Source organism: Pseudomonas sp. MCal1 (genome assembly GCF_026341415.1).
In the GTDB taxonomy this organism is placed as follows: domain Bacteria; phylum Pseudomonadota; class Gammaproteobacteria; order Pseudomonadales; family Pseudomonadaceae; genus Aquipseudomonas.
The window spans coordinates 14,960-36,318 of sequence record NZ_JAKUMP010000002.1; the positions used below are offsets into that span (position 1 = coordinate 14,960).

The 21,359-nt window shown below is 63.5% G+C and carries 6 protein-coding genes; 3 read left to right on the top strand and 3 right to left on the bottom strand.

Going from position 1 to position 21,359, the window contains the following annotated elements; translation table 11 throughout:
* Positions 1-6: 6 nt before the first annotated feature.
* The 3 genes from MKZ87_RS03325 to MKZ87_RS03335 form a co-directional block, all read right to left on the bottom strand.
* Entirely contained in the window at positions 7-15,567 is a 15,561-nt protein-coding gene (locus MKZ87_RS03325; protein ID WP_266200294.1) for a non-ribosomal peptide synthetase, read from the bottom strand.
* 180 nt (positions 15,568-15,747) lie between these two features.
* Positions 15,748-16,482: a thioesterase II family protein gene (locus MKZ87_RS03330; RefSeq protein WP_085700193.1), complete on the bottom strand. Its 735-nt coding sequence runs from the start codon at positions 16,480-16,482 to the stop codon at positions 15,748-15,750.
* Positions 16,483-16,560: 78 nt separating this feature from the next.
* Positions 16,561-17,733: an MFS transporter gene (locus tag MKZ87_RS03335; protein WP_085703520.1), complete on the bottom strand. Its 1,173-nt coding sequence runs from the start codon at positions 17,731-17,733 to the stop codon at positions 16,561-16,563.
* A gap of 300 nt (positions 17,734-18,033) precedes the next feature.
* On the opposite strand from MKZ87_RS03335, the gene MKZ87_RS03340 reads away from it, so the two are divergent.
* The 3 genes from MKZ87_RS03340 to MKZ87_RS03350 all read left to right on the top strand — a co-directional run bounded on the left by MKZ87_RS03340 (position 18,034) and on the right by MKZ87_RS03350 (position 21,351).
* Entirely contained in the window at positions 18,034-18,834 is an 801-nt protein-coding gene (locus MKZ87_RS03340; RefSeq protein WP_085703521.1) for a glucose 1-dehydrogenase, read from the top strand.
* Positions 18,827-20,653 carry a glycoside hydrolase family 15 protein gene (locus MKZ87_RS03345; protein ID WP_085703522.1) on the top strand — a complete coding sequence of 609 codons (1,827 nt, stop codon included), beginning with the start codon at positions 18,827-18,829 and terminating at the stop codon, positions 20,651-20,653. The genes MKZ87_RS03340 and MKZ87_RS03345 overlap by 8 nt, the downstream gene beginning before the upstream one ends.
* Positions 20,654-20,961: 308 nt before the next feature.
* Entirely contained in the window at positions 20,962-21,351 is a 390-nt protein-coding gene (locus MKZ87_RS03350) for a hypothetical protein (protein WP_085703523.1), read from the top strand.
* Positions 21,352-21,359 lie beyond the last annotated feature (8 nt).

The following is a 21,359-nucleotide window of genomic DNA, read 5'->3' on the forward strand; positions in this document are numbered from 1 at the left end:
GTCCTCTCAGGAAATCAGTTTTTCAAGTTCATCTGCTGATAAACGATTGAGAGCCTCCAAGGATTTAGCCAAAACATCATGAACGGGCTGCAAATCGGGTTGCAGGGCTTGTACGGCTTCGCTGAAAGCCGCCAGATCGGCACTGGCGAACAGGCTGGCCAACGGCACTTCGAAGCCCAGCAACTCACGCAGACGCAGGGCCACCTGCGTGGCCAGCAGCGAATGACCGCCGAGCTCGAAGAAATTGTCTGTCAGGCCGACCCGCTCCAGTTTCAGGACATCGGCCCAGACCCCGGCGATCTGCCGTTGCAGTTCAGTTTCAGGCGCCACATAGCTGTGTTGCAGCAGGCTGGCGTCCGGTTGTGGCAGGGCCTTGCTATCAAGCTTGCCGTTGGCGGTCAGCGGCAGGCTGTCGAGGAGCAACAGGTGCGCCGGCACCATGTAATCCGGCAAGTTGTGCTTGAGCGCCTGGCGCAGGCGTTCACGCCACTGACCCTGCTGGTCGAGCTCGACCGACTGATCGGCCACCAGATACGCAACCAGTTGCACGCCGCCGGCGCCTGGCTGATCCAGCACCACGGCCTGACGGATTTGCGGCAGCGCCAACAGTTGCGCCTCGATTTCACCCAGCTCGATACGGAAGCCACGGATCTTCACCTGATGGTCGATACGCCCGGCGTACTCGATCCGGCCATCGGCGCGATAGCGCGCCAGGTCACCGGTGCGGTACAGCCGCGCACCGTCGCCAGCGAACGGGTTCGGCACGAAACGCAAGGCGCTGAGGTCGGCACGCTTGAGATAACCGCGTGCCAACCCGGCACCGCTGACGTGCAACTCGCCGATGCAGCCCTTGGCCACCGGTTTCAGGTCGGCGTCGAGCACGTACCAGCCCAGATCCGGGATCGGCTCGCCCAGCGGGCTGCCGGCATCCTGTTCGAGATCGGCCAGGGTCAACGGTCGGTAGGTCACATGAACCGTGGTTTCAGTGATGCCGTACATGTTGATCAGCTGTGGCGCGGCATCGCCGAAGCGTTCGAACCATGGACGCAGGCTGCGCACTTCCAGCGCTTCACCGCCAAACACGACGTAACGCAACGACAGTTGCGGAACCTGCGGCGCATCGCAAGCGACTTGCATCAGTTGCTTGAATGCCGACGGCGTCTGGTTGAGCACGGTGATGCGCTCACGGCACAGCAGCGCATGAAACTCCTGCGGCGAGCGGCTGACGCTGTGCGGTACGATCACCAGACGCCCGCCATGCAACAGTGCGCCGAAGATTTCCCAGACCGAAAAGTCAAACGCATACGAGTGGAACAGCGTCCAGCGGTCCTCGGCACCGAAGTTGAACCAGGGCTGCGTGGCCTCGAACAGACGCAGCACGTTGTCGTGAGCCAGCAGCGTACCTTTCGGCTTGCCGGTGGAGCCCGAGGTGTAGATCACGTAAGCGAGGCTGGCGCTGTCGGCCCAGACCTGCGGATCGGTTGCCAATTGATCCTGCCAGCGGCTGTCATCACCCAGCAGCAGGGTTTCGACGCGCTCGGCAACCTCCAGATGATCGAGCACACCCGGCTGCATCAGCAGCAAGGCAATGCCGCTGTCTTCGATCATGTATTGCAGGCGCTCGGCCGGGTACTGCGGATCCAGCGGCAGGTAAGCCCCGCCAGCCTTGAGGATGGCGACCAGGCCGACGATCATTTCGATCGAGCGCTCGGCTGCCAGCCCCACCAGCACATCGGCCCCGACGCCCCGCGCGATCAGAGCATGGGCCAGGCGGTTGGCCCGGGCGTTGAGTTCGCCGTAGCTCAATTGCTCCTCGCCCAGGCTCACGGCAATCGCCTGCGGCGCCCGCCGCACTTGCGCTTCGATCAGCTGTGGCAAGGTGCGGGTTTGCGCAAAGGTGGCCGGCGCGCGGTTCCAGTCGTGCAACATCGCCTGTTGTTGTGCGTCATCGAACAGGCTCAGATCGGCCAGCAGACGTTGCGCGGGCGAGTCGGCCATTTGCTGCAACAGGTGCTGCAGGTGACCCGCGATCTGCTCGATCTGCGCTGCGCTGAAATGCTGACGGGCATAGGCGAACTGCAACGACAGGCTGTCGCTCAGGTCCACCAGCACCGTCAACGGCAGGTTGGTCTGCTCCTGGCTGCGCGCCTGGTCGAAACGCAAGCCTTGCGGCGCACCGTTGTTCAGCGCCTCCGACACCGGGTAGTTCTCGAACACCAGCAGGCTGTCGAACAAGCCTTCACCGCGTTGCCCGGACCAGCGCTGAATGTCCGCCAGTGGCGTGTATTCGAATTCGCGCATGGCCAGGTTCAGCGCCTGCACGGTTTGCAGCCACTCACCGAGGGATTGCTCGACACGCGGGGTGGCGATCACCGGCAGCGTGTTGATGAACAGACCGATCTGTTGCTCGACACCTGGCAACTCGGCCGGACGCCCGGCGACCGTAGCGCCGAACGCCACGGTCGGTTGCCCGGTGTAACGCTGCAACAGCAGCAGCCAGGCGGCCTGCACCACGGTGTTGAGGGTGACCTTGTGCTGACGGGCGAACGCCCCCAGACGTTGTGTCTGCTCACGGTCCAGCCAATGGGTCTGCTGGTCGTAACCGCTCTGGCCGGCAGTCGCCAGTGTATCGAGGCAACTGCGGGCCAGATGGGTCGGCTCGTCCAGGTCGGCCAGACGCTCCGTCCAGAAACGCTCGCTGGCCTGACCGTCCTGACGCTGCAGCCAGCCGATGTAATCGCCATAGCGGCCCACCGGCGCGGCCGGGGTTTCACCGGCGTAGCGTTGCATCACTTCGCCGAGCAACTGCGAGTTGCTCCAGCCGTCCATGAGAATGTGATGGCTGGTGTAGATCATCTCGAAGCGGTCATCGCCGGTGCGGACCAGCACCAGGCGCAGCAAGGGCGCCTGCAACAGGTCGAAGCCTTGTTGCAGTTGCTCCTGCGCCAGCCCGTCGAGCGCTCCCGCCAGGTCAGGCCGACCGCGCCAGTCATGCAGGCTGAACGGCAATTGGGCACGACGCTGGACGATTTGCAGCGGCTGCTCCTGCTCGGAGATCCACACGAAGCGCGTGCGCAGAATCGCATGCCGATCGACGGCGCCCTGCCAGGCCTGACGCAAACGCTCGGGATCAAGACCTTCGACGCTGACGCGCATCTGGTTGATGTAATCCCCCGAACCCTGTTCGTACAGGCTGTGGAACAACATGCCCTGTTGCATCGGCGACAGTGGGTAGATGTCTTCGACCTCGGCACCGGCGTGCGGCAAGGCATCGAGCTGTTGCTGGTTGAGCGGCGCCAACGGAAAGTCCGACGGCGTGACGCCGGCATTGCGTGCAGCGCAGCAATGCTCGATCAGCGCCGCCAGTTCGCTCACGTACTCATCCGCCAGACGTTGAATGGTCGCTTCATCGAACATCTCGCGGCTGAACGTCCAGCCCAGACTCAGCTCGCCACCGTAGACCTGACCATTGAGCTCCAGCCAGTTGCCCAGCGGCGCCAACGGACTTTGTTCGTCCCCGGCCTTTTCGCTGGCCGGGGCGAACAGTGTGCCGTCATCGAACTGGCTGTCGAATTGCCCGAGGTAGTTGAACGTGATGCGCGGTGTCGGCAGCGCCGCCAGCTCGCGGCGGGTCGCTTCATCACCGAAGTAACGCAGCACGCCAAAGCCCAGGCCCTTGCCGGGAATCGCCCGCAACTGTTCCTTGATCTGCTTGATTGAACCGTCGAGCGACGCGGTCGGGCTCAGGCGCACCGGGAACAGACTGGTGAACCAGCCGACGCTGCGACTCAGGTCAAGGTCGTCAAACAGGTCTTCACGACCGTGCCCTTCCAGCTGTATCAGGGTCGAAGCCTGCCCCGTCCAGCGGCAGATGACCCGGGCCAGCGCGGTCATCAGCAGGTCATTGACCTGAGTGCGATACGCCGCCGGCGCCTGTTGCAGCAGTTGTCGGGTCAGCGCTTGATCGAGGCGCGTCTGTACGGTGTGCGCATCGCGGTTTTGCAGACGGGCCTGCGGATTGATGCACGGCAGGTCGACGGGCGCATCAGCCAGTTGTGCGCGCCACAGATCGAGTTCACCCGCCAGTTGCGGCGCGTGCTGTTGCAAGCGTTCGGCCCAGTGCTTGAAGGCGCTGGTCCTGGCCGGCAGGCGCAGGGGTTTGCCGTCGATGCGCTGTTGATAAGCGCTTTGCAAATCTTCCAGCAGAATCCGCCAGGACACCCCGTCCACCACCAAGTGGTGCACCACCAGCAACAAGCGTTGTGAACCATCGGCCAGGCTCACCAGCAAGCCACGCAACAGCGGACCTTGAGCCAGGTCGAAGCTGCGCTGCGCCGCAAGGCAGGCGTCCTGCAACTGTTGTTCATCGCTGACCGAAGCCTGCATCAACAGCGCGTGCCTGACGGTTGTTGCGTGGTGATTCGCGGTCCAGCCGTCGGTGGTTTCAGTGAACGACAGGCGCAAGGCATCGTGATGCGCAACCAACGCCTGCAAGGCTTGTTCAAGTGCATCGGCCTCAATGCAGATCGCCGGCTTGAGCATCACCGACTGGTTCCAGTGATGACGCTCGGCAATGTCCGTCGCGAAGAACCACTGCTGGAACGGCAGCAACGGCGTGGCACCGCTGACCGGGCCCTGGTCGATCTGCCCCGCACCATCGCCCAGCGTCGCGACGCCTGCCAGTGCCTGGACGGTCTGATACTGGAACAAGTCCTTGGGGGTAAAGCGGATACCGGCCTGACGGGCACGGGCCACCACTTGAATCGAAATGATCGAATCACCGCCCAGTTCAAAGAAGTTATCGCCCAGCCCTACTCGCGGCAGCTTCAGCACATCAGCCCACACCGCCGCGATACGTTGCTCCAGCTCATTGCGCGGCGCGATGTATTCGGCCTTGCCGGCGCCCAATTCGGGTTTCGGCAGCGCCTTGCGATCCAGCTTGCCGTTGGGGCTCAACGGCATCTGCGCAAGATTCAGCCACTGATTGGGCACCATGTACTCCGGCAGTCCGGCGTGCAGGTGGCGCATCAGGCTGTCGCGCCAGTCTGCGCTTTCTTCGTTCAACACCACGTAAGCGGTCAGCAGCTTGCCGTCGATCACCAGCACCGCCGCCTCACGGACGTTGCCATGCTCCAGCAGACGCGCTTCGATTTCACCGAGCTCGATACGCAAGCCGCGCAGCTTGACCTGATGGTCGATCCGGCCGGCGTATTCGATCACGCCGTCGGCGCGGTAGCGCGCCAGGTCGCCGGTGCGGTAGATCCGCTCGCCATCGCCATAGGGGCTGACGGCAAAACGTTCGGCGGTCAGCGCCGGACGCTGGTGGTAACCGCGTGCCAGGCCGACGCCCGCCAGGTACAACTCGCCGAGCACACCGGTCGGCACCGGCTCGAGGTTGTCGTCAAGGATGTAGCAGCCGAGGTTGGCAATCGGCTGTCCGATCGGCACGCTGTCGCGGCCCTCCTCCACACACGTCCAGTGCGTGACGTCGATGGCGGCCTCCGTCGGGCCGTAAAGGTTGTAAAGCCCGGCCGCCGGCAGTTTGGCGAAGACTTGCTGTTGCGCGTCCGCCGGCAGCGCTTCGCCACTGCACACGATGCGTTGCAGGCGGGTGCACGTGGCGACGTCGGAGTCCTGCAGGAAGGCTTGCAACATCGACGGCACAAAGTGCAGCGTGGTGATGTGTTCGCGGTTGATCAACGCCACCAGTCTTGCCGGATCGCGGTGATCGCCCGGCGCTGCGACGACCAGCCGTGCGCCGGTCATCAATGGCCAGAAGAACTCCCACACCGAAACGTCAAAGCTGAACGGCGTCTTCTGCAGCACGCTGTCGCCCGCGCCGATCTCATAGGCCTGTTGCATCCAGCACAGACGGTTGGTCAGGGCGACATGACGGTTGCCGGCACCTTTCGGTTTGCCGGTGGAACCGGAGGTGTAGATCACATAGGCGAGGTTTTCACCGGTGACCGCCACGGCCGGATTGTCGCTGGCGAAGCCCTCAAGCGATTCCTCGAGCAACAGGGTTTGCACCTGCCCGCTCAATGGCAAGGCATCGAGCAGATGCGCCTGAGTCAGCAACAGCTGCACGCCGCTGTCTTCGATCATGTAGGCCAGGCGATCCTGCGGGTATTCCGGGTCGAGCGGCACGTAGGCACCCCCGGCCTTGAGCACGGCCAACAGACCGACGACCATTTCGATCGAACGTTCGGCAGCGATGCCGACCAGGCTTTCAGGCCCGACACCCTGCGCCATCAGCTTGTGCGCCAGGCGGTTGGCGCGGGCATTGAGCTGCGCGTAGCTCAGGCATTCGTCGGCGAACTTCAGCGCCGGGGCGCCCGGGGTGCGCAGCACTTGCGCTTCGATCAACTGCTGCACGCTCAGGTGTAGCGGGTATTCGGTGGCAGTGGCGTTCCAGTCTTCGAGGATCTGCTGGCGCTCTTGCGCGGCGAGCATCGGCAACGCGGCGATCGCTTGCTGCGGCTCAGCGACAATCGCCCGCAACAATGCCTGCCAATGTTCGAACAGGCGCGCAATGGTCGACGCTTCAAACAAGTCGCTGGCGTAGGTCAGGCTGACCATCAGCCCGGCGGCGGTTTCCGTGGTGTCCAGGGTCAGGTCGAATTGTGCGGTGGCGCTGTTCCACGGCAGGCCTTCGATGCGTAAATCCGCCACATCGGTGACCGGCGCCGCATCGCGCTGGTGGTTGAACAGCACCTGGAACAACGGGCTGTGGCTGAGGCTGCGCTCTGGCGCCAGCGCTTCCACCAATTGCTCAAACGGCAGATCCTGATGCGCCTGGGCGCCCATTGCAGCCTGCCGTGTCTGCGCCAGCAGATCACGGAAACTCGGGTCGCCGGCAAACTGTGCACGCATCACCTGGGTGTTGACGAAGAAGCCGATCAGGCCCTCGGTTTCGGCGCGGTTGCGGTTGGCAATCGGCACGCCGACGCGGATATCGTCCTGACCGCTGTAGCGGTGCAACAGGGTCTGGAACGAGGCCAGCAGGAGCATGAACATCGTCACGCCCTCACGTCGGGCAAGCTCCTGCAATTGCATGCTCAACGCGGGCTCCAATGGTGCATCCAGTCGCGCGCCGCGGTAGCTCTGCACCGCCGGACGCGAATGATCGAGCGGCAGCTCCAGCACCGGTTGTTCGCCGCCCAGTTGGCCCACCCAATAATCGAGCTGACGCTGACGCTCGCCCGCCTCCATCCACTGCCGTTGCCACTGCGCGAAATCGGCGTATTGCAGCGCCAGCGCGGGCAGTTCGAGCGGTTGGCCGGCGCGTTGTGCGGCATACATCGCCATCAGTTCGCGCACCATCACTTGCATCGACCAGCCGTCAGAAACGATGTGGTGCTGAGTGATCACCAGCACGTGATCATCCGCCGCCAGACGCAGCAGGCTGACGCGCAGCAGCGGCCCGTTCAGCAGATCGAACGGCTGGCGAATCTGCGCCTGCACCCAGTTCGAAAGAGTGTCCTCGGCGTCGAGGCTGTGCTGTTCAATCGTCAGTTGGCCCTGCGCATGAATCACCTGCACAGTGCGCTCGTCGTCCTGACGGAACGTGGTGCGCAATGGCTCGTGACGCGCCACCAGTTGATTGAAGCTGTTCTGCAACGCGGCGATGTCCAGCGCACCGCGCAAGCGCAGCGCACTTGGCACGTGGTAAGCGGCGCTGTCCGGCTCCAGCTGCCAGAGGAACCACTGCCGCTCCTGGGCATAAGACAACGCCAGTGCATCACCGCGTTGCAGCGCCGTCATCGGCACGCTTTCGCTGTGTTGCAGGGTGGCGCAGGCGGCGGCAAAGGCTTGCAGCGTCGGTTGCTCGAACAGGGTGCGCATCGGCACATCAATTTTGAGTGTCTGGCGGACCCGGGAAATCACTTGGGTAGCCAGCAGCGAATGGCCGCCTCGTTCGAAGAAGTGATCGTTGAGCCCCACCGCGCCGGACTCCAGCACGGCTTCCCAGATCTGCGCCAGCTGCACTTGCAGCAAGGTTTGCGGCGCTGCATGAACGCACCGGGCCTGGCTCAGCTCGACTTTTGGCAGCGCGGTGCGATCAAGTTTGCCGTTGTTGTTCAGGGGCAATGCGTCCAGCGCCAGCAGGTGCGCCGGCACCATGTAATCCGGCAGCACCTGTTGCAGCGAAGCCTTGAGCGAGTCCAGCCACTGCGCCTGCGCGGTCGCAGGTTCGGTGCCTGTTTCGGGCACCACGTAAGCCACCAGCTGCGCGCCGCCCGGAAAATCCTGAGCGATCACGGCCGCGGCGCGCACGCCCTCCTGCGCTTGCAGGCAGGCTTCGATTTCACCCATCTCGATGCGCAAGCCACGAATCTTCACCTGGTGGTCGATACGTCCGGCGTACTCCAGATCAGCGTTTTCGTTGTAACGCGCCAGGTCGCCACTGCGATACAGACGCGCCCCCGCCTCGCTGGCAAACGGGTCTGGCAGGAAGCGTTCGGCGGTGAGGGCCGGACGATCGAAATACTGCTGGGCCAGACAGGCGCTCGCGCCGATGCACAACTCGCCCACACCACCGGCCGACAACAATTGCCCGGCGCTGTCGAGCACGTACAACGCGCGGCCGGGAATGGCCCGGCCAATCGGAATGCCGAAGGTGTCGCTGGCATCGCTCAGGCGGCAGTCGTGAACGCTCGACACCACCGTCGCCTCGGTCGGACCGTAGGTGTTGAGCAAGCGTACGTGGCTCAGCCCTGCTTCGTGCCACAGGCGCAGGCCTTCGACCGACATGGCTTCGCCACCGACATGCACCTGGCGCAACGCGCCCAGACTCACGACGTTGCCGCCAGCGCATTCACGCGCCAGCAAGAACCAGTAAGCTGCCGGCAAGTCCGCCAGCGTCACGCCGTGGCCGACGATCTCGTCCGCCAACCGGATCACATCCCAGAGTTCGTCGCCGCGCATGATCAGCGCTGCGCCGACACACAGCGGCGGGTAACACTGCTCGACAAAACCGTCGAAGCTGAAGGTCGCAAATTGCAGCACGCGATCATCGGCAGTCAGCGCCGAATACTCGGCACCGGTCTGGCAGAACTCGCGCAGCGCCGCGTGAGCAATCGCCACGCCTTTTGGCTGACCGGTGGAGCCCGAGGTGTAAATCACGTAGGCCAGGTCATCGACCGTGGCGTGATTCAGCGGATCGCTGTCCGGGTAAGCGTCCAGCGTTTCGATGAGGTCGCCCAGTTGCAAATACTCCAGGCCCGCCGCAAGCGGCACGTCTTGCAGGAGAGCGGATTCGTCGAGCAGCAGATCGACCCGGCTGTCTTCGATCATGTAGGCCAGACGCTGGGCCGGGTAGTTGGCATCAAGCGGCACGTAGGCGGCGCCCGTTTTCAGCACCGCCAGCAGGCTGACGATCATTTGCGGGCCACGGCGCAGCGCCAGGCCGACACGTTTGCCCGGCGCCGCACCGCTGGCCAGCAGACGGTGGGCCAGGCGATTCGCCTGGCGGTTCAGTTCGTCATAGCTCAGGCGCTGGTCACCGCACTGTACGGCCAGGGCCTGCGGTGTGGCTTTGGCCTGCGCGGCAATACGCTCGTGCACCAGCCCGGTGTGCTGCAGCAGCAGCGCGGGTGGCCGGCAGTGGGCGAGCATGGCGTGTGTGGCGGCTTCATCGAGCAGCGTCAGGTTGCCGAGGCAATCTGTGGCGTCGGCGATCAGTTGCTCAAGCAAGTGGCGCAGGTTGGCGCAGAGCCTGTGCACCTGGGCGGCGCTGAATCGCGCAGCGTCGTAGCTCATCTCCAGGCTCAGCGTGGCGCCGAGTTCGATACCCAGCGTCAGCGGATAGTGAGTGCGTTCGTGGTTGTGCAGGTTGCCGAAGGTCAACCCGGCCGGAGCGCCCTGTTTCAGCGCCTCGGCGACCGGGAAGTTTTCGAACACCAGCAGGCTGTCGAACAGCGCCGAGCCCTGCTGCCCTGCCCAGCCCTGAATGTCGTACAGCGGCACATGTTCGAACTCGCGCAGAGCCAGGTTCTGCGCTTGCAGATCACTCAGCCACTGGCCGACGCGGTGATCCGGGCGCGGGTTGCACACCAGCGGCAAGGTGTTGATGAACAGCCCCAGTTGCTGCTCGATGCCCGGCAGCGGCGCCGAACGACCGGCCACTGTGGCGCCGAACGCTACGCAATCCTGCCCGGTGTAGCGTTGCAGCAACAGGCTCCAGGCCGCTTGCAGCAACGTGTTGAGGGTGACTTTCTGCTGACGGGCGAACTCGCCCAGACGCCGCGTTGCAGCTTCGTCGATCACCTCGCGATGCTCGTCAGTGCCATGGCCGCCCACGGGCGGACGCAGGGCATCGGCAAGCAGCGTCGGCGCCTGCAACGGCGCCAGCGCAGCCTTCCAGAACGCCTTGCCGGCGTCTGCCGATTGCTGCTGCAACCAGCCCATGTAATCGCGGTAATGCCCGACCGGCGCCGGCAGTGAGCGCCCGGCGGGGTAGTGAGAAATCACCTCGCCGAGCAACTGGGCATTACTCCAGCCGTCCATCAGGATGTGATGGCTGGTGTAGATCAAATGCCAGTGATCGGCGCCGGTGCGCACCAGTTTCAGGCGCAGCAGCGGCGCGCAGTCGAGTTCGAAACCCTGCGCCCGCTCAGTCTCGGCCAGCGCATCGGTGTCGGTGTTGTCCAGCACTTGCAGCGGCAGTTGCACCTGACGGCTGATCACCTGATGGGCGCTGTCCAGGCCTTGCCAGTGGAAGCTGCTGCGCAGCACGTCATGACGCGCCAGCGCCGCTTGCCAGGCACTGGCAAAACGCTGCGGATCGAGGCCCTGAATGTCCAGACGCATCTGGCTGATGTAAGCCTCGGCCTGCGGTTCATACAAGGTATGAAACAGCATGCCCTGCTGCATCGGCGACAGCGGATAGACATCTTCGATGACAGCAGCGGCGACCGGCAACGCATCCAGTTGCGCCTGGCTGATGCGCGCCAGCGGGAAGTCCGATGGCGTGGCTTGCGCAGTGTCGAGGGCGCAGCAGTGCTCGATCAGCGCCGTCAGTTCGACCGCGTAGCGATCAGCCAGGCTTTGCACGGTGGCACGGTCGAACATCTGTGAACTGAAGCCCCAACTCAGGCTCAATTGGCCGCCGTAGACCTGGCCTTCGACGGTCAGCCAGTTGTCCAGCGGCGCCTGTGAATCCTGGGCGACACCGCCGGACTCGGCGGATGGCACCAGCAGCGCCTGCTCATCGAACTGACGGTCGAACTGCCCCAGATAGTTGAAGGTGATGCGCGGCGCAGGCAATGCGGCCAGTTCTTCGCGCACCGACGGCGCGGCCAGATAACGCAGCACGCCATAACCCAGACCTTTGTCCGGCACCCCACGCAGTTGTTCCTTGATCGCCTTGATCGAACCGTCGAGATCCTCGGTCGCCACCAGATTGACGGCGAACAGGCTGGTGAACCAGCCGATGGTGCGCGTCAGGTCGATGTCGTCGAACAGGTCTTCACGACCATGGCCGTCCAGTTGAATCAGGGTGCCGGGCTGCCCGCTCCAGCCACTGATGGTCCGCGCCAGGGCCGTCAGCAACAGATCGTTGACTTGCGTGCGATACGCCGCCGGTGCCTGTTGCAACAATTGGCGCGTGCGCTCGGCGTCCAGACGCCATTCGATCTTTTCCCCGAAACGGTTTTGCAGGCTGCCCTCAGGACGTTCGCACGGCAGATCCCGTGCGCCGTTGTGCTGGGCTTTCCAGTAAACCAGTTGATCGTCGAAGCGCGCAGCCTCGGTGCTCAGGCGCGCAGTCCAGCTCTGGAACGCGCTGGTCCTGGCCGGCAATTGCACGCCACCGCCCGCCGCGAGCTGTTCGTAGGCTTGCTGCAAATCTTCCAGCAACACACGCCAGGACACGCCGTCGACCACCAGGTGATGGAGGATCAGCGACAAGCGCTGAGTGCCATCGGCCATGCTCACCAACACGGCACGCAACAACGGCCCGCTGGCCAGATCAAGACTGCGTTGGGCTTCGTCGCAATGGGCGGTCAGTTGCTCGGCCGTTTCGGCCGTGCGCTGCCACAGGTCAGCGCGTTCGAGCTGTGCGGCGTACGCTTGCTGCCAGCCTTCGGCACCCTCGACAAAACGCAGGCGCAAGGCATCGTGATGATTGATCACATGGGTCAACGCGGCGTCGAGCCACTGAGCATTCAGCGCCTCGCGCGGGGTCAGCAGCAGGGACTGGTTCCAGTGCTCACGCCGGGGCATCGCGCGGCTGAAGAACTGCTGCTGGATCGGCCCCAACAAGGCTTCGCCCGTGGCCGGCGCCTGATCCACCGAACTGTGACGGTCGAGGATCGCGACCAGCGCCAGACTGCGCACCGTCTGATACTGGAACAGATCGCGCGGGCTGATACGGATCCCGGCCTGCCGCGCGCGGCTGACCACTTGAATCGAAATGATCGAATCGCCGCCCAGCTCGAAGAAGTTGTCTTCCAGACCCACGCGTTGCAAACCGAGCACGTCTTCCCAGATCGCCGCCAGGGCTTTCTGCATGGCATCCTGCGGCGCGACAAAAGCTTGCTGCGGCGCGGCATCCGGCTGCGGCAAGGCTTTGCGATCCAGCTTGCCGTTGGCGGTGACCGGCAACCTGGCCAGCGTCATCAGGTAAGTCGGCACCATGAATTCCGGCAGGCTGCCGAGCAGCCAGGCCTTGACGTCCTGTTGCCACTGTTCGTCTGCCTGAGCGGTTTCCAGCACCAGGTAGCCGACCAGATGTTTACCACCCTGCACCAGCACCACGGCTTCGCGCACCAGCGGATGCTGCATCAGGCGGGTTTCGATTTCGCCCAGCTCGATACGCAAGCCACGCAGCTTCACCTGATGGTCGAGACGCCCGAGGTATTCGATGACGCCGTCGGCACGCTGGCGGACCCGGTCACCGGTGCGGTACAGGCGCGCGCCTTCGTGGAAGGGGCACGGTACAAAACGCTCAGCGGTCAGTGCCGGACGCTGGTGATAACTGCGCGCCAGCCCCGCTCCGCCCAAATACAACTCACCCGCCACGCCGCTCGGCACCGGCAACAGTTCGGCGTCGAGCACATGGGTGCGCAGGTTGGCGATGGGCCGCCCGATCGGCACGCTGTCGGCGCCTTCGTCGACACAGGTCCAGTGGGTGACGTCGATGGCCGCTTCGGTCGGGCCGTACAAGTTGTAGAGTCCGGCATTCGGCAGTTTGGCGAACACTTGCAGTTGCGCGTCCAGCGGCAGCGCTTCGCCGCTGCAGACAATCCGTTTGAGCCCGACACAGGCCTCGACGCCCGGCTCATGAATGAACGCCTGCAACATCGACGGGACAAAGTGCAGCGTGCTGATGCCGTAGCGGTTGATGGTCTCGATCAACAGCGACGGATCGCGGTGCGCGCCCGGCGCTGCCACGACCAGACGCGCACCGGTCAGCAGCGGCCAGAAAAACTCCCAGACCGACACGTCAAAGCTGAACGGGGTTTTCTGCAGCACCGAATCGCTGGCATCCAGTGCGTAAGCCTCCTGCATCCAGCACAACCGGTTGACCAGCGCCGCATGACTGTTGCCGGCGCCTTTGGGTTTACCGGTGGAACCGGAGGTGTAAATCACGTACGCGAGGTTTTGCGGATCTACGCCGCCCTCGACACGGCTTTCGCTGTAGCGATCCAGCCAGTCGGCTTCCTGATCGAGGGTAATCACTTTCACCCCGGCAGTCGGCAGCGACGACAGCAGCGCACTCTGGGTCAGCAGCAAGGTGATGCCGCTGTCCTCGATCATGTAGGCCAGGCGCTCTTGCGGGTACTCCGGATCCAGCGGCACATAGGCGCCGCCAGCCTTGAGAATCGCCAGCAGGCCAATCACCATTTCCAGCGAACGCTCGACGCAGATCCCCACCAGGCTGTCGGCGCGCACGCCTTGCTCACGCAACAGATGAGCCAGTTGGTTGGCTCGCGCATCCAGTTGCGCGTAGCTCAGGGTTTGTTCGCCGAACACCAGCGCCGGTGCATCCGGGGTACGGGCCACCTGGGCTTCGATCAATTGATGAACGGGTTGCCCGGTCGGATAAACCGCTGTCGTCGCGTTCCAGGCATGAACCAGCCTGTGCTGCTCATCTGCGTCCAGCAATGGCAGTTCACCAACGCGTTGCGCGGGATCAGCGACCATGGCCTTGAGCAGACGCAACCAGTGGCGCGCCATACGCTCGATGGTCGGCGCGTCGAACAGATCGCTGGCGTAAGTCAGGGCGGCGTGCAGCTTGCCGCCCTTCTCGTAGGTGTCGAGTGTCAGGTCAAACTGAGTGGTGCGGCTTTGCCAGTCGAGGCTGTCGAGCACCAGGCCCGACGCGGTGCCGAGGGCGGCGATATCGGCCACCTGCGGCTGGTGGTTGTACATCACCTGGAACAGCGGTGTGTGACTGAGGCTGCGCTCCAGTTTCAGTGCTTCGACCAGTTGCTCGAACGGCAGATCCTGATGCGCCTGGGCGCCGAGCGCCGTCTCTTTGATCGCCTGCAACAACGCATCGACGCGGGTCTGGCCATCGATCTGGGTGCGCAGCACCTGGGTGTTGACGAAGAAACCGATCAGGCCTTCGATCTCGGCGCGATTGCGGTTGGCAATCGGCACGCCGACACGGATATCGGTCTGCCCGGTGTAACGGTGCAGCAGCGCATTGAACGCGCCAAGCAACAACATGAACAAGGTGACCTGATGCTGTTGCGCGGTGGTGCGCAACTGGTCGGCCAACGGGCCGTCGACGGCAAACTCGTAGCGCGTACCGCGATAGCTCGGCATGGCCGGACGCGAATGGTCCAGCGGCAGTTCCAGCACCGGATGCTCGTCGCCCAGCTGCGCCTGCCAGTACTCCAGTTGCCGCGCTTGCTCGCCAGCCTCCAGCCAGCGACGCTGCCACAGCGCGTAATCGCTGTACTGAACCGGCAGGGCCGCCAGCGCCGGCAACTGGCCGGCGTCAAAGGCGTCATAGCAGCGGATGAATTCGTCGATCAGCACATTCATCGACCAGCCATCGGAAACGATGTGGTGCAGGGTCAGCAGCAAGACGTGCTCCTGCTCGGCGAGCTTGAGCAACGTCACCCGCAGCAACGGCCCGACCGCCAGATCGAACGGCAACACCGATTGCTGCTCGGCGGCACGCACGACAGCCTGCTCGCGCTCGGTGGCCGGCAGCGCACTGAAATCTTCGTGCTGGATGTTCAAGGAAGTCGGGGCCGGCACTTGCAGCAGGCTGTCATCCGCCTGGCGCTGGAACACCGTGCGCAAGGTTTCATGTCGCTCCACCAGCGCAGCAAATGCCTGCTCCAGCGCTGACAGGTTCAGCCGTCCGGTCAGGCGCACCGCGCCCGGCAAGTTGTAGGCGCCGCTGTGCGGATCCAGTTGCCAGAGAAACCACATCCGTTGCTGCGCGTAAGACAACGCCTGGCGATCGTCGGCCTCGATCCCGGCGGGAATCGGGAAACGGGCGAAATCCACGCCCTCCTTTTGCAGGGCCGCGAGGAACATCTGGCGCTTTTCCAGGGGCAACCCGATAAACCGGCGAGCAAGTTTCAAGGAGTCTTCAGCATTCATTTCTCAGCATCCGGATCAGTAGGCAGGAAGCACAAAGGCACGTCGTCCCTATAAAACGAATGCACACCGGAAAAATTAGCGAATGAGAAGAAGTATCAGCAGGTCAGCGGCAAGCCCAAAGCTGCGAGCTGAAAGAAGAAACGACTACAGGCAGACAGCCTGCAGTCGTCGATTGAAAATTCAGGCAATGGCGGGCATCGAGTGCCGGCGGTGATGTACGTCGAGCTGATCCTTGATGACCTTCAGCACTTTGGCCTCGTGTTCATGGATGAAGAAATGACCGCCGGCCAGCATGTCCACCGAGAAACTGCCGAGGGTTTCCTTGCTCCAGCCGATCAATTGCTCGGTGGTCGCGCGATCAGTGGTACCGCCCAGCACATGCACCGGGCATTTGAGCAGCGGGCGCTGGATCGGCTGAAAACGTCCGCACAACAGGAAGTCGGCACGCAGTACCGGCAGGGTCAGGCTCATCAATTCGGCGTTGGCGAGAATGTCTTCGCTGGTGCCATTCAAGGTGCGCAACTGCTCGATCAGTTCGGCATCGCTCTTGGGTTCGGCGAAACCGCGGTCATAGTCACTGCGCAGCGTCGGCGCCGCCGTACCGGAGGCGAACAATGCAACCGGCTCCGGCAATCCCAGGGCGCGCAAGGCATGGGCCAGCTCGCAGGCCAGCAGCGCGCCGAGGCTGTGGCCGAAAATGGCATAAGGCGCGCGCAGGGTCGTTTGCAGTTCGCTGGCCAATTGACGGGCCAGCGCGCGCATATCGGTTTGCAGCGCTTCGCCAAAACGTGCGCCGCGACCCGGCAGCTCGACCGGTTGCAGCGTCAGCCACTGCGGCAATTTGCGTCGCCAGCGGCTGTAGACCATGGCACTGGCGCCCGAATAAGGAAGGCACAGCAATGTCAGCTGAGTCACCCGGCTTACCTCGAAAAGTTGTCTGTATAGAAGAACGAAGGCAGCCCTGCAGAAATTAGCCCGCGCGCGTCTGTTCAGTCATTTCAAGTGGCGGAAACTCTGCACCGCGGAGCCCAGCACCACCGCCCCGGCGGCAATCGCCAGCCAGAAACCGCTGCGGGCGCCGAACGCATCCACCAATGCGCCGGAACCGGCAGCGCCGATGGCCACACCGATGCTCAGGCCGGTGACCAGCCAGGTCAGGCCTTCGGTGAGCTTGGCCGGCGGCACGATGCGTTCGATCAACGCCATCGCCACGATCAGGGTCGGCGAGAAGAACAGCCCGGCGATGAACACCGCGACAGCCAAGCCGAAAATGTTGCTTGCCAGCAGCAACGGCAACGTGGTCACCGCTGTCGCCAGACCGCCGTAGAGAAACAGGCGCGGCAGCGGCAGTTTCGAACGCATCGCGCCGAAGGCAATGCCGGCCAGACAGGAACCGATGGCGTACACCGACAACACGATGCTGGCCGCCGCCGGCTGGCCCTGCTGTTGGGCGAACGCGACGCTGACCACATCCACCACGCCGACAATCACGCCCATGGCGAGCATCAACGCCAGCAACCATTGCACGTCGGTCGAACGAATGATCGAACCCTGATGCTGCGACTCACGCGGATGCACCGGCGGCTCGGTGCTGCGCTGGGCAACAAACGCCGTCACGCCAATCGCCAGCATGATCAGCGCCGCCAGTGGCCCGGCCTCGGGAAACACGCCAACGCACAGCCCCACCGACAACGGCGGGCCGACGATGAAGCAGACCTCGTCGAGCACCGACTCCAGTGCATAGGCGGTCTGCAATTGCGGCTGGCCGCGATAGATTTCGGTCCAGCGTGCCCGCGCCATCGCCGACATGCTCGGCATGCATCCGGCAAGTGCGGCGCAGACAAACAGGGTCCAGGTCGGCGCCTGCAAACGGGTGCACAGCAGCAACATCAGCAGCGCGCCCCCGCCGATCAGCGCCGCCACCGGCAGCACTCGCCCCTGACCGAAGCGATCCACCAGTCGTGACACCTGCGGCGCGCAAAACGCCGTGGCCAGGGCAAACGTCGCTGCCACCCCACCCGCCAACGCGTAGCCGCCGGTCAATTGCGAGAGCATCGTGATCACGCCGATGCCGGTCATGGAAATCGGCATGCGCGCGATCATCGCGGCCATCACAAAGGCCCGGGCGCCGGGGGCGTTGAACAACTCGCGGTAAGGGTTTGCCATCGGATGCAGCCTCATCAGGGGCGGCCAAGTTGCCACAAAGCCTGACGGGCGGGGAAGCGAGTAATTGTTGGTGGAATGTGAAGTCCCCAACGCGCGCAGGGCCAATCGCTGCTGCGTTGATCGTTCCCACGTCGAGGCGTCGAACCGTCCGCGTGGGAGTGCATCCCGGGACGCTCCGCGCCCCATGCGGACTCGGGAACGCCCAAGAGAAACCTGTCGATCATTTCATGTACGCGGATGAACTCTCGCCGCCGGCCATCAGTCAGCTAAATAAGCCCCCAACCCAAGGCGCAACCCTGCATGCAGATTTCCCTCGCCCGCCAAGTGGCTGTTGTCACCGGCGCCAGTTCCGGCATCGGCCACGGCGCCGCCAAAGCTCTGGCCGCCGCCGGTGCTGCCGTCGTCATCAACTACAACCGCCAGGCCGAGCCGGCCGAAGCGCTGGCCCGGCAGATCGTCGCCGACGGCGGTCAGGCCATCGCCATAGGCGCGGATGTATCGAAGGAAGAAGATGTAGAGCGGCTGTTCCAACAGACCCTCGATACCTTCGGAACACTGGACATTCTGGTGGCCAATTCCGGCCTGCAAAAAGACGCGGCGGCTGTGGATATGTCGCTGGACGACTGGAACACGGTAATCGGCGTCAACCTCACCGGCCAGTTCCTCTGCGCTCGCGCCGCGCTGCAGATCTTCAACCGCCAGGGCGTGCGCGAAGGCGTGTCCCGGGCTGCCGGCAAGATCATCCACATAAGCTCGGTGCACCAGCGCATTCCCTGGGCCGGGCACGTCAATTACGCAGCGTCCAAGGGCGGCGTCGATCAGTTGATGCAGACTCTGGCCCAGGAGGTCAGCCACCAGCGAATCCGCATCAACGGCATCGCGCCGGGGGCGATCCGCACGGCGATCAATAAGGACGCCACCGAAGGCGACGCGGGCCAGGCCCTGCTCAAACTCATCCCTTACGGGCGCATCGGCGATGTCGAGGACGTGGCCAATGCGGCGGTGTTCCTCGCCTCCGATGCCTCCGACTACATCGTCGGCACCACCCTGTTCATCGACGGCGGCATGAGCCTCTATCCGGAGTTCCGTGGCAATGGTTGAGCATCAATCCGAACGACAAAGCCCCATCGACGCCCACGGCATCATTGGCGACCTGCGCAGCGCCGCGCTGATCAATGACAAGGGCAGCGTGGATTTTTTCTGCTGGCCGGAGTTCGACAGCCCGTCGATCTTCTGCTCGCTGCTCGATACCCCCGATGCGGGGATTTTCCAGTTGGCCCCGGACCTGCCCGACGCCCGGCGCGAGCAGATTTACCTGCCGGACACCAACGTTTTGCAGACCCGTTGGCTCAGCGATCACGCCGTGGTGGAAATCACCGATCTGCTGCCCATCGGCGACAACGACGATGCACTGCCGCTGTTGATGCGCCGGGTGCGGGTGGTCAGCGGGCAGGCGACGTTTCACCTGCGCTGCGCCGTTCGGCACGACTATGCCCGCGCGCAAACCCGCGCCGTTATCGATCAAAAGGATGTGCTGTTCAGCGCCAGCGGGCAGCCAACACTGCGGCTGGCCTCGGACCAGCCCTTGAGCGTCGGTCAGGACGCCGCCGTCGCGCAATTCACCCTCAAGCAGGATCAGACCGCCGCGTTCATGCTCGGCGCCAGCGATGATCCGCGCTTTGCCGAAGGCGCCGCGCAGTTGTGTATCGAGCGCACGCTGAAGTTCTGGCGCGACTGGATCGGCCAGTCCAACTACCGCGGTCGCTGGCGGGAAATGGTCAACCGCTCGGCCCTGGCCCTGAAGCTGCTGACCTCGCGCCAGCACGGCGCGATCCTCGCCGCCGCCACCTTCGGCCTGCCGGAAACCCCCGGCGGCGAACGCAACTGGGACTATCGCTACACCTGGATCCGCGATGCCTCGTTCACCGTCTACGCCTTCATGCGCCTGGGTTTTGTCGACGAGGCCAACGGCTACATGCGCTGGCTACGCGGGCGGGTCAGCGATTGCAGCGGCCATCGGATGAAGCTGAACATCCTCTACGCGATCGACGGTCGCCAGGAACTCCCGGAAACCGAACTCACGCATTTATCCGGACACGGCGGCGCAAAACCGGTGCGCATCGGCAATGGCGCCTACGACCAGATCCAGCTGGATATCTTCGGCGAACTGATGGACGCCGTTTATCTGGTCAACAAGTACGGCGACGCGATTTCCCACGAAGGCTGGAAACATGTGATGGAAGTCATCGATCAGGTCTGTGAGACCTGGCAGACCAAGGATGTAGGCATCTGGGAAATGCGCGGTGAGCAACATCACTTCCTTCATTCACGACTGATGTGCTGGGTGGCGCTGGACCGGGCGATCCGCCTGGCCTCGAAACGCTCGCTGCCGGCGCCCTTCGCCCGCTGGGACCAGACCCGCCAGGCAATCCACGCCGACATCTGGGACAACTTCTGGAACGAAGAGCATGGGCATTTCGTGCAATACCAGGGCGGCACGGCGCTCGATGGCTCGATGCTGCTGATGCCGCTGGTGCGTTTTGTCAGCGCCAAGGATCCGAAATGGCTGGCGACGCTGGAAGCCATCGAAAAACACTTGGTGCGTGACGGCATGGTTTATCGCTATCGCAATGACGATGCCGGCATCGATGGTTTGTCCGGCACTGAGGGCGCCTTTGCCGCGTGCTCGTTCTGGTACGTCGAATGCCTGGCCCGCGCCGGGCAAGTGGAAAAGGCCCATCTGGAGTTCGAGCAACTGCTGCGTTATGCCAATCCACTTGGGTTGTACGCGGAGGAATTCGATAACCGTGGCCGGCATCTGGGTAATACGCCACAGGCATTGACCCACCTGGCGCTGATCAGCGCGGCGAGTTTTCTGGATCGCAAGTTGAGTGGGGAGAAGAATTACTGGCAGCCGTAGTCATATTTCTTCGCCAGAGCCTGTAAGAAAAATCGCAAATCCAATTGCCGTTTGTAGGAAGGCCACCGACGAACGGCAAACAACCCCGAGCCTTGCCCTTGGCGGGCCGGCCCACACAATCTATTCCTTTCGATACAACTGGTTGATGGCACGGCCTGCAAAAACCTGCCAACCCCGTGTAACGCTTGGCCCGCAACTCGCACTTACACCCCGAAATACCTTGTTGCCAGCTGTTACATCCACCCCTACCATCCACCGCAACGGGCACAGCGGAGCTGTCCAATAAAAACCCGATTCAAGGAACCAGAATGAGCCAACGCATCCACCGCCCCATCGATTCCCCTCTGCGTACGGGCCTAACCCGCGACGAACTGTGGGAAGCCGCCGACAAGGGCCTGATCAAATGCTGGGAAATCGGCCGCCAGCGCGCCGCCCGCTTCCCCGACCTCGCCCAACGCTGCAGCGCCGACGAACTGCCGGTGCTGGGCTGGAAAGGCGGGGTCAGCCGCAGCCTGAAGAAGAATGAAAAGTACGGATCGCTGAAATACCTGGCCCAGTGGCAAGGGTTGCGTGGCGAGGATCTGGATATTGATTTGGGTTCAGAGCGGGTCATGACCTGCTCGCGGACGAAAATGGTGGTGACGTTTACGCCGGATCGCAGCAAGTATTTCAATCAGGTGGCGGAAGCTGAAACTTGAGGAATCCC

Coding starts and splice junctions, on each gene's coding strand:
- MKZ87_RS03345 (WP_085703522.1), top strand. CDS start 18,827: ATGGTTGAGCATCAATCCGAACGACAAAGCCCCATCGACGCCCACGGC.
- MKZ87_RS03340 (WP_085703521.1), top strand. CDS start 18,034: ATGCAGATTTCCCTCGCCCGCCAAGTGGCTGTTGTCACCGGCGCCAGT.
- MKZ87_RS03350 (WP_085703523.1), top strand. CDS start 20,962: ATGAGCCAACGCATCCACCGCCCCATCGATTCCCCTCTGCGTACGGGC.
- MKZ87_RS03335 (WP_085703520.1), bottom strand. CDS start 17,733: ATGGCAAACCCTTACCGCGAGTTGTTCAACGCCCCCGGCGCCCGGGCC.
- MKZ87_RS03325 (WP_266200294.1), bottom strand. CDS start 15,567: ATGAATGCTGAAGACTCCTTGAAACTTGCTCGCCGGTTTATCGGGTTG.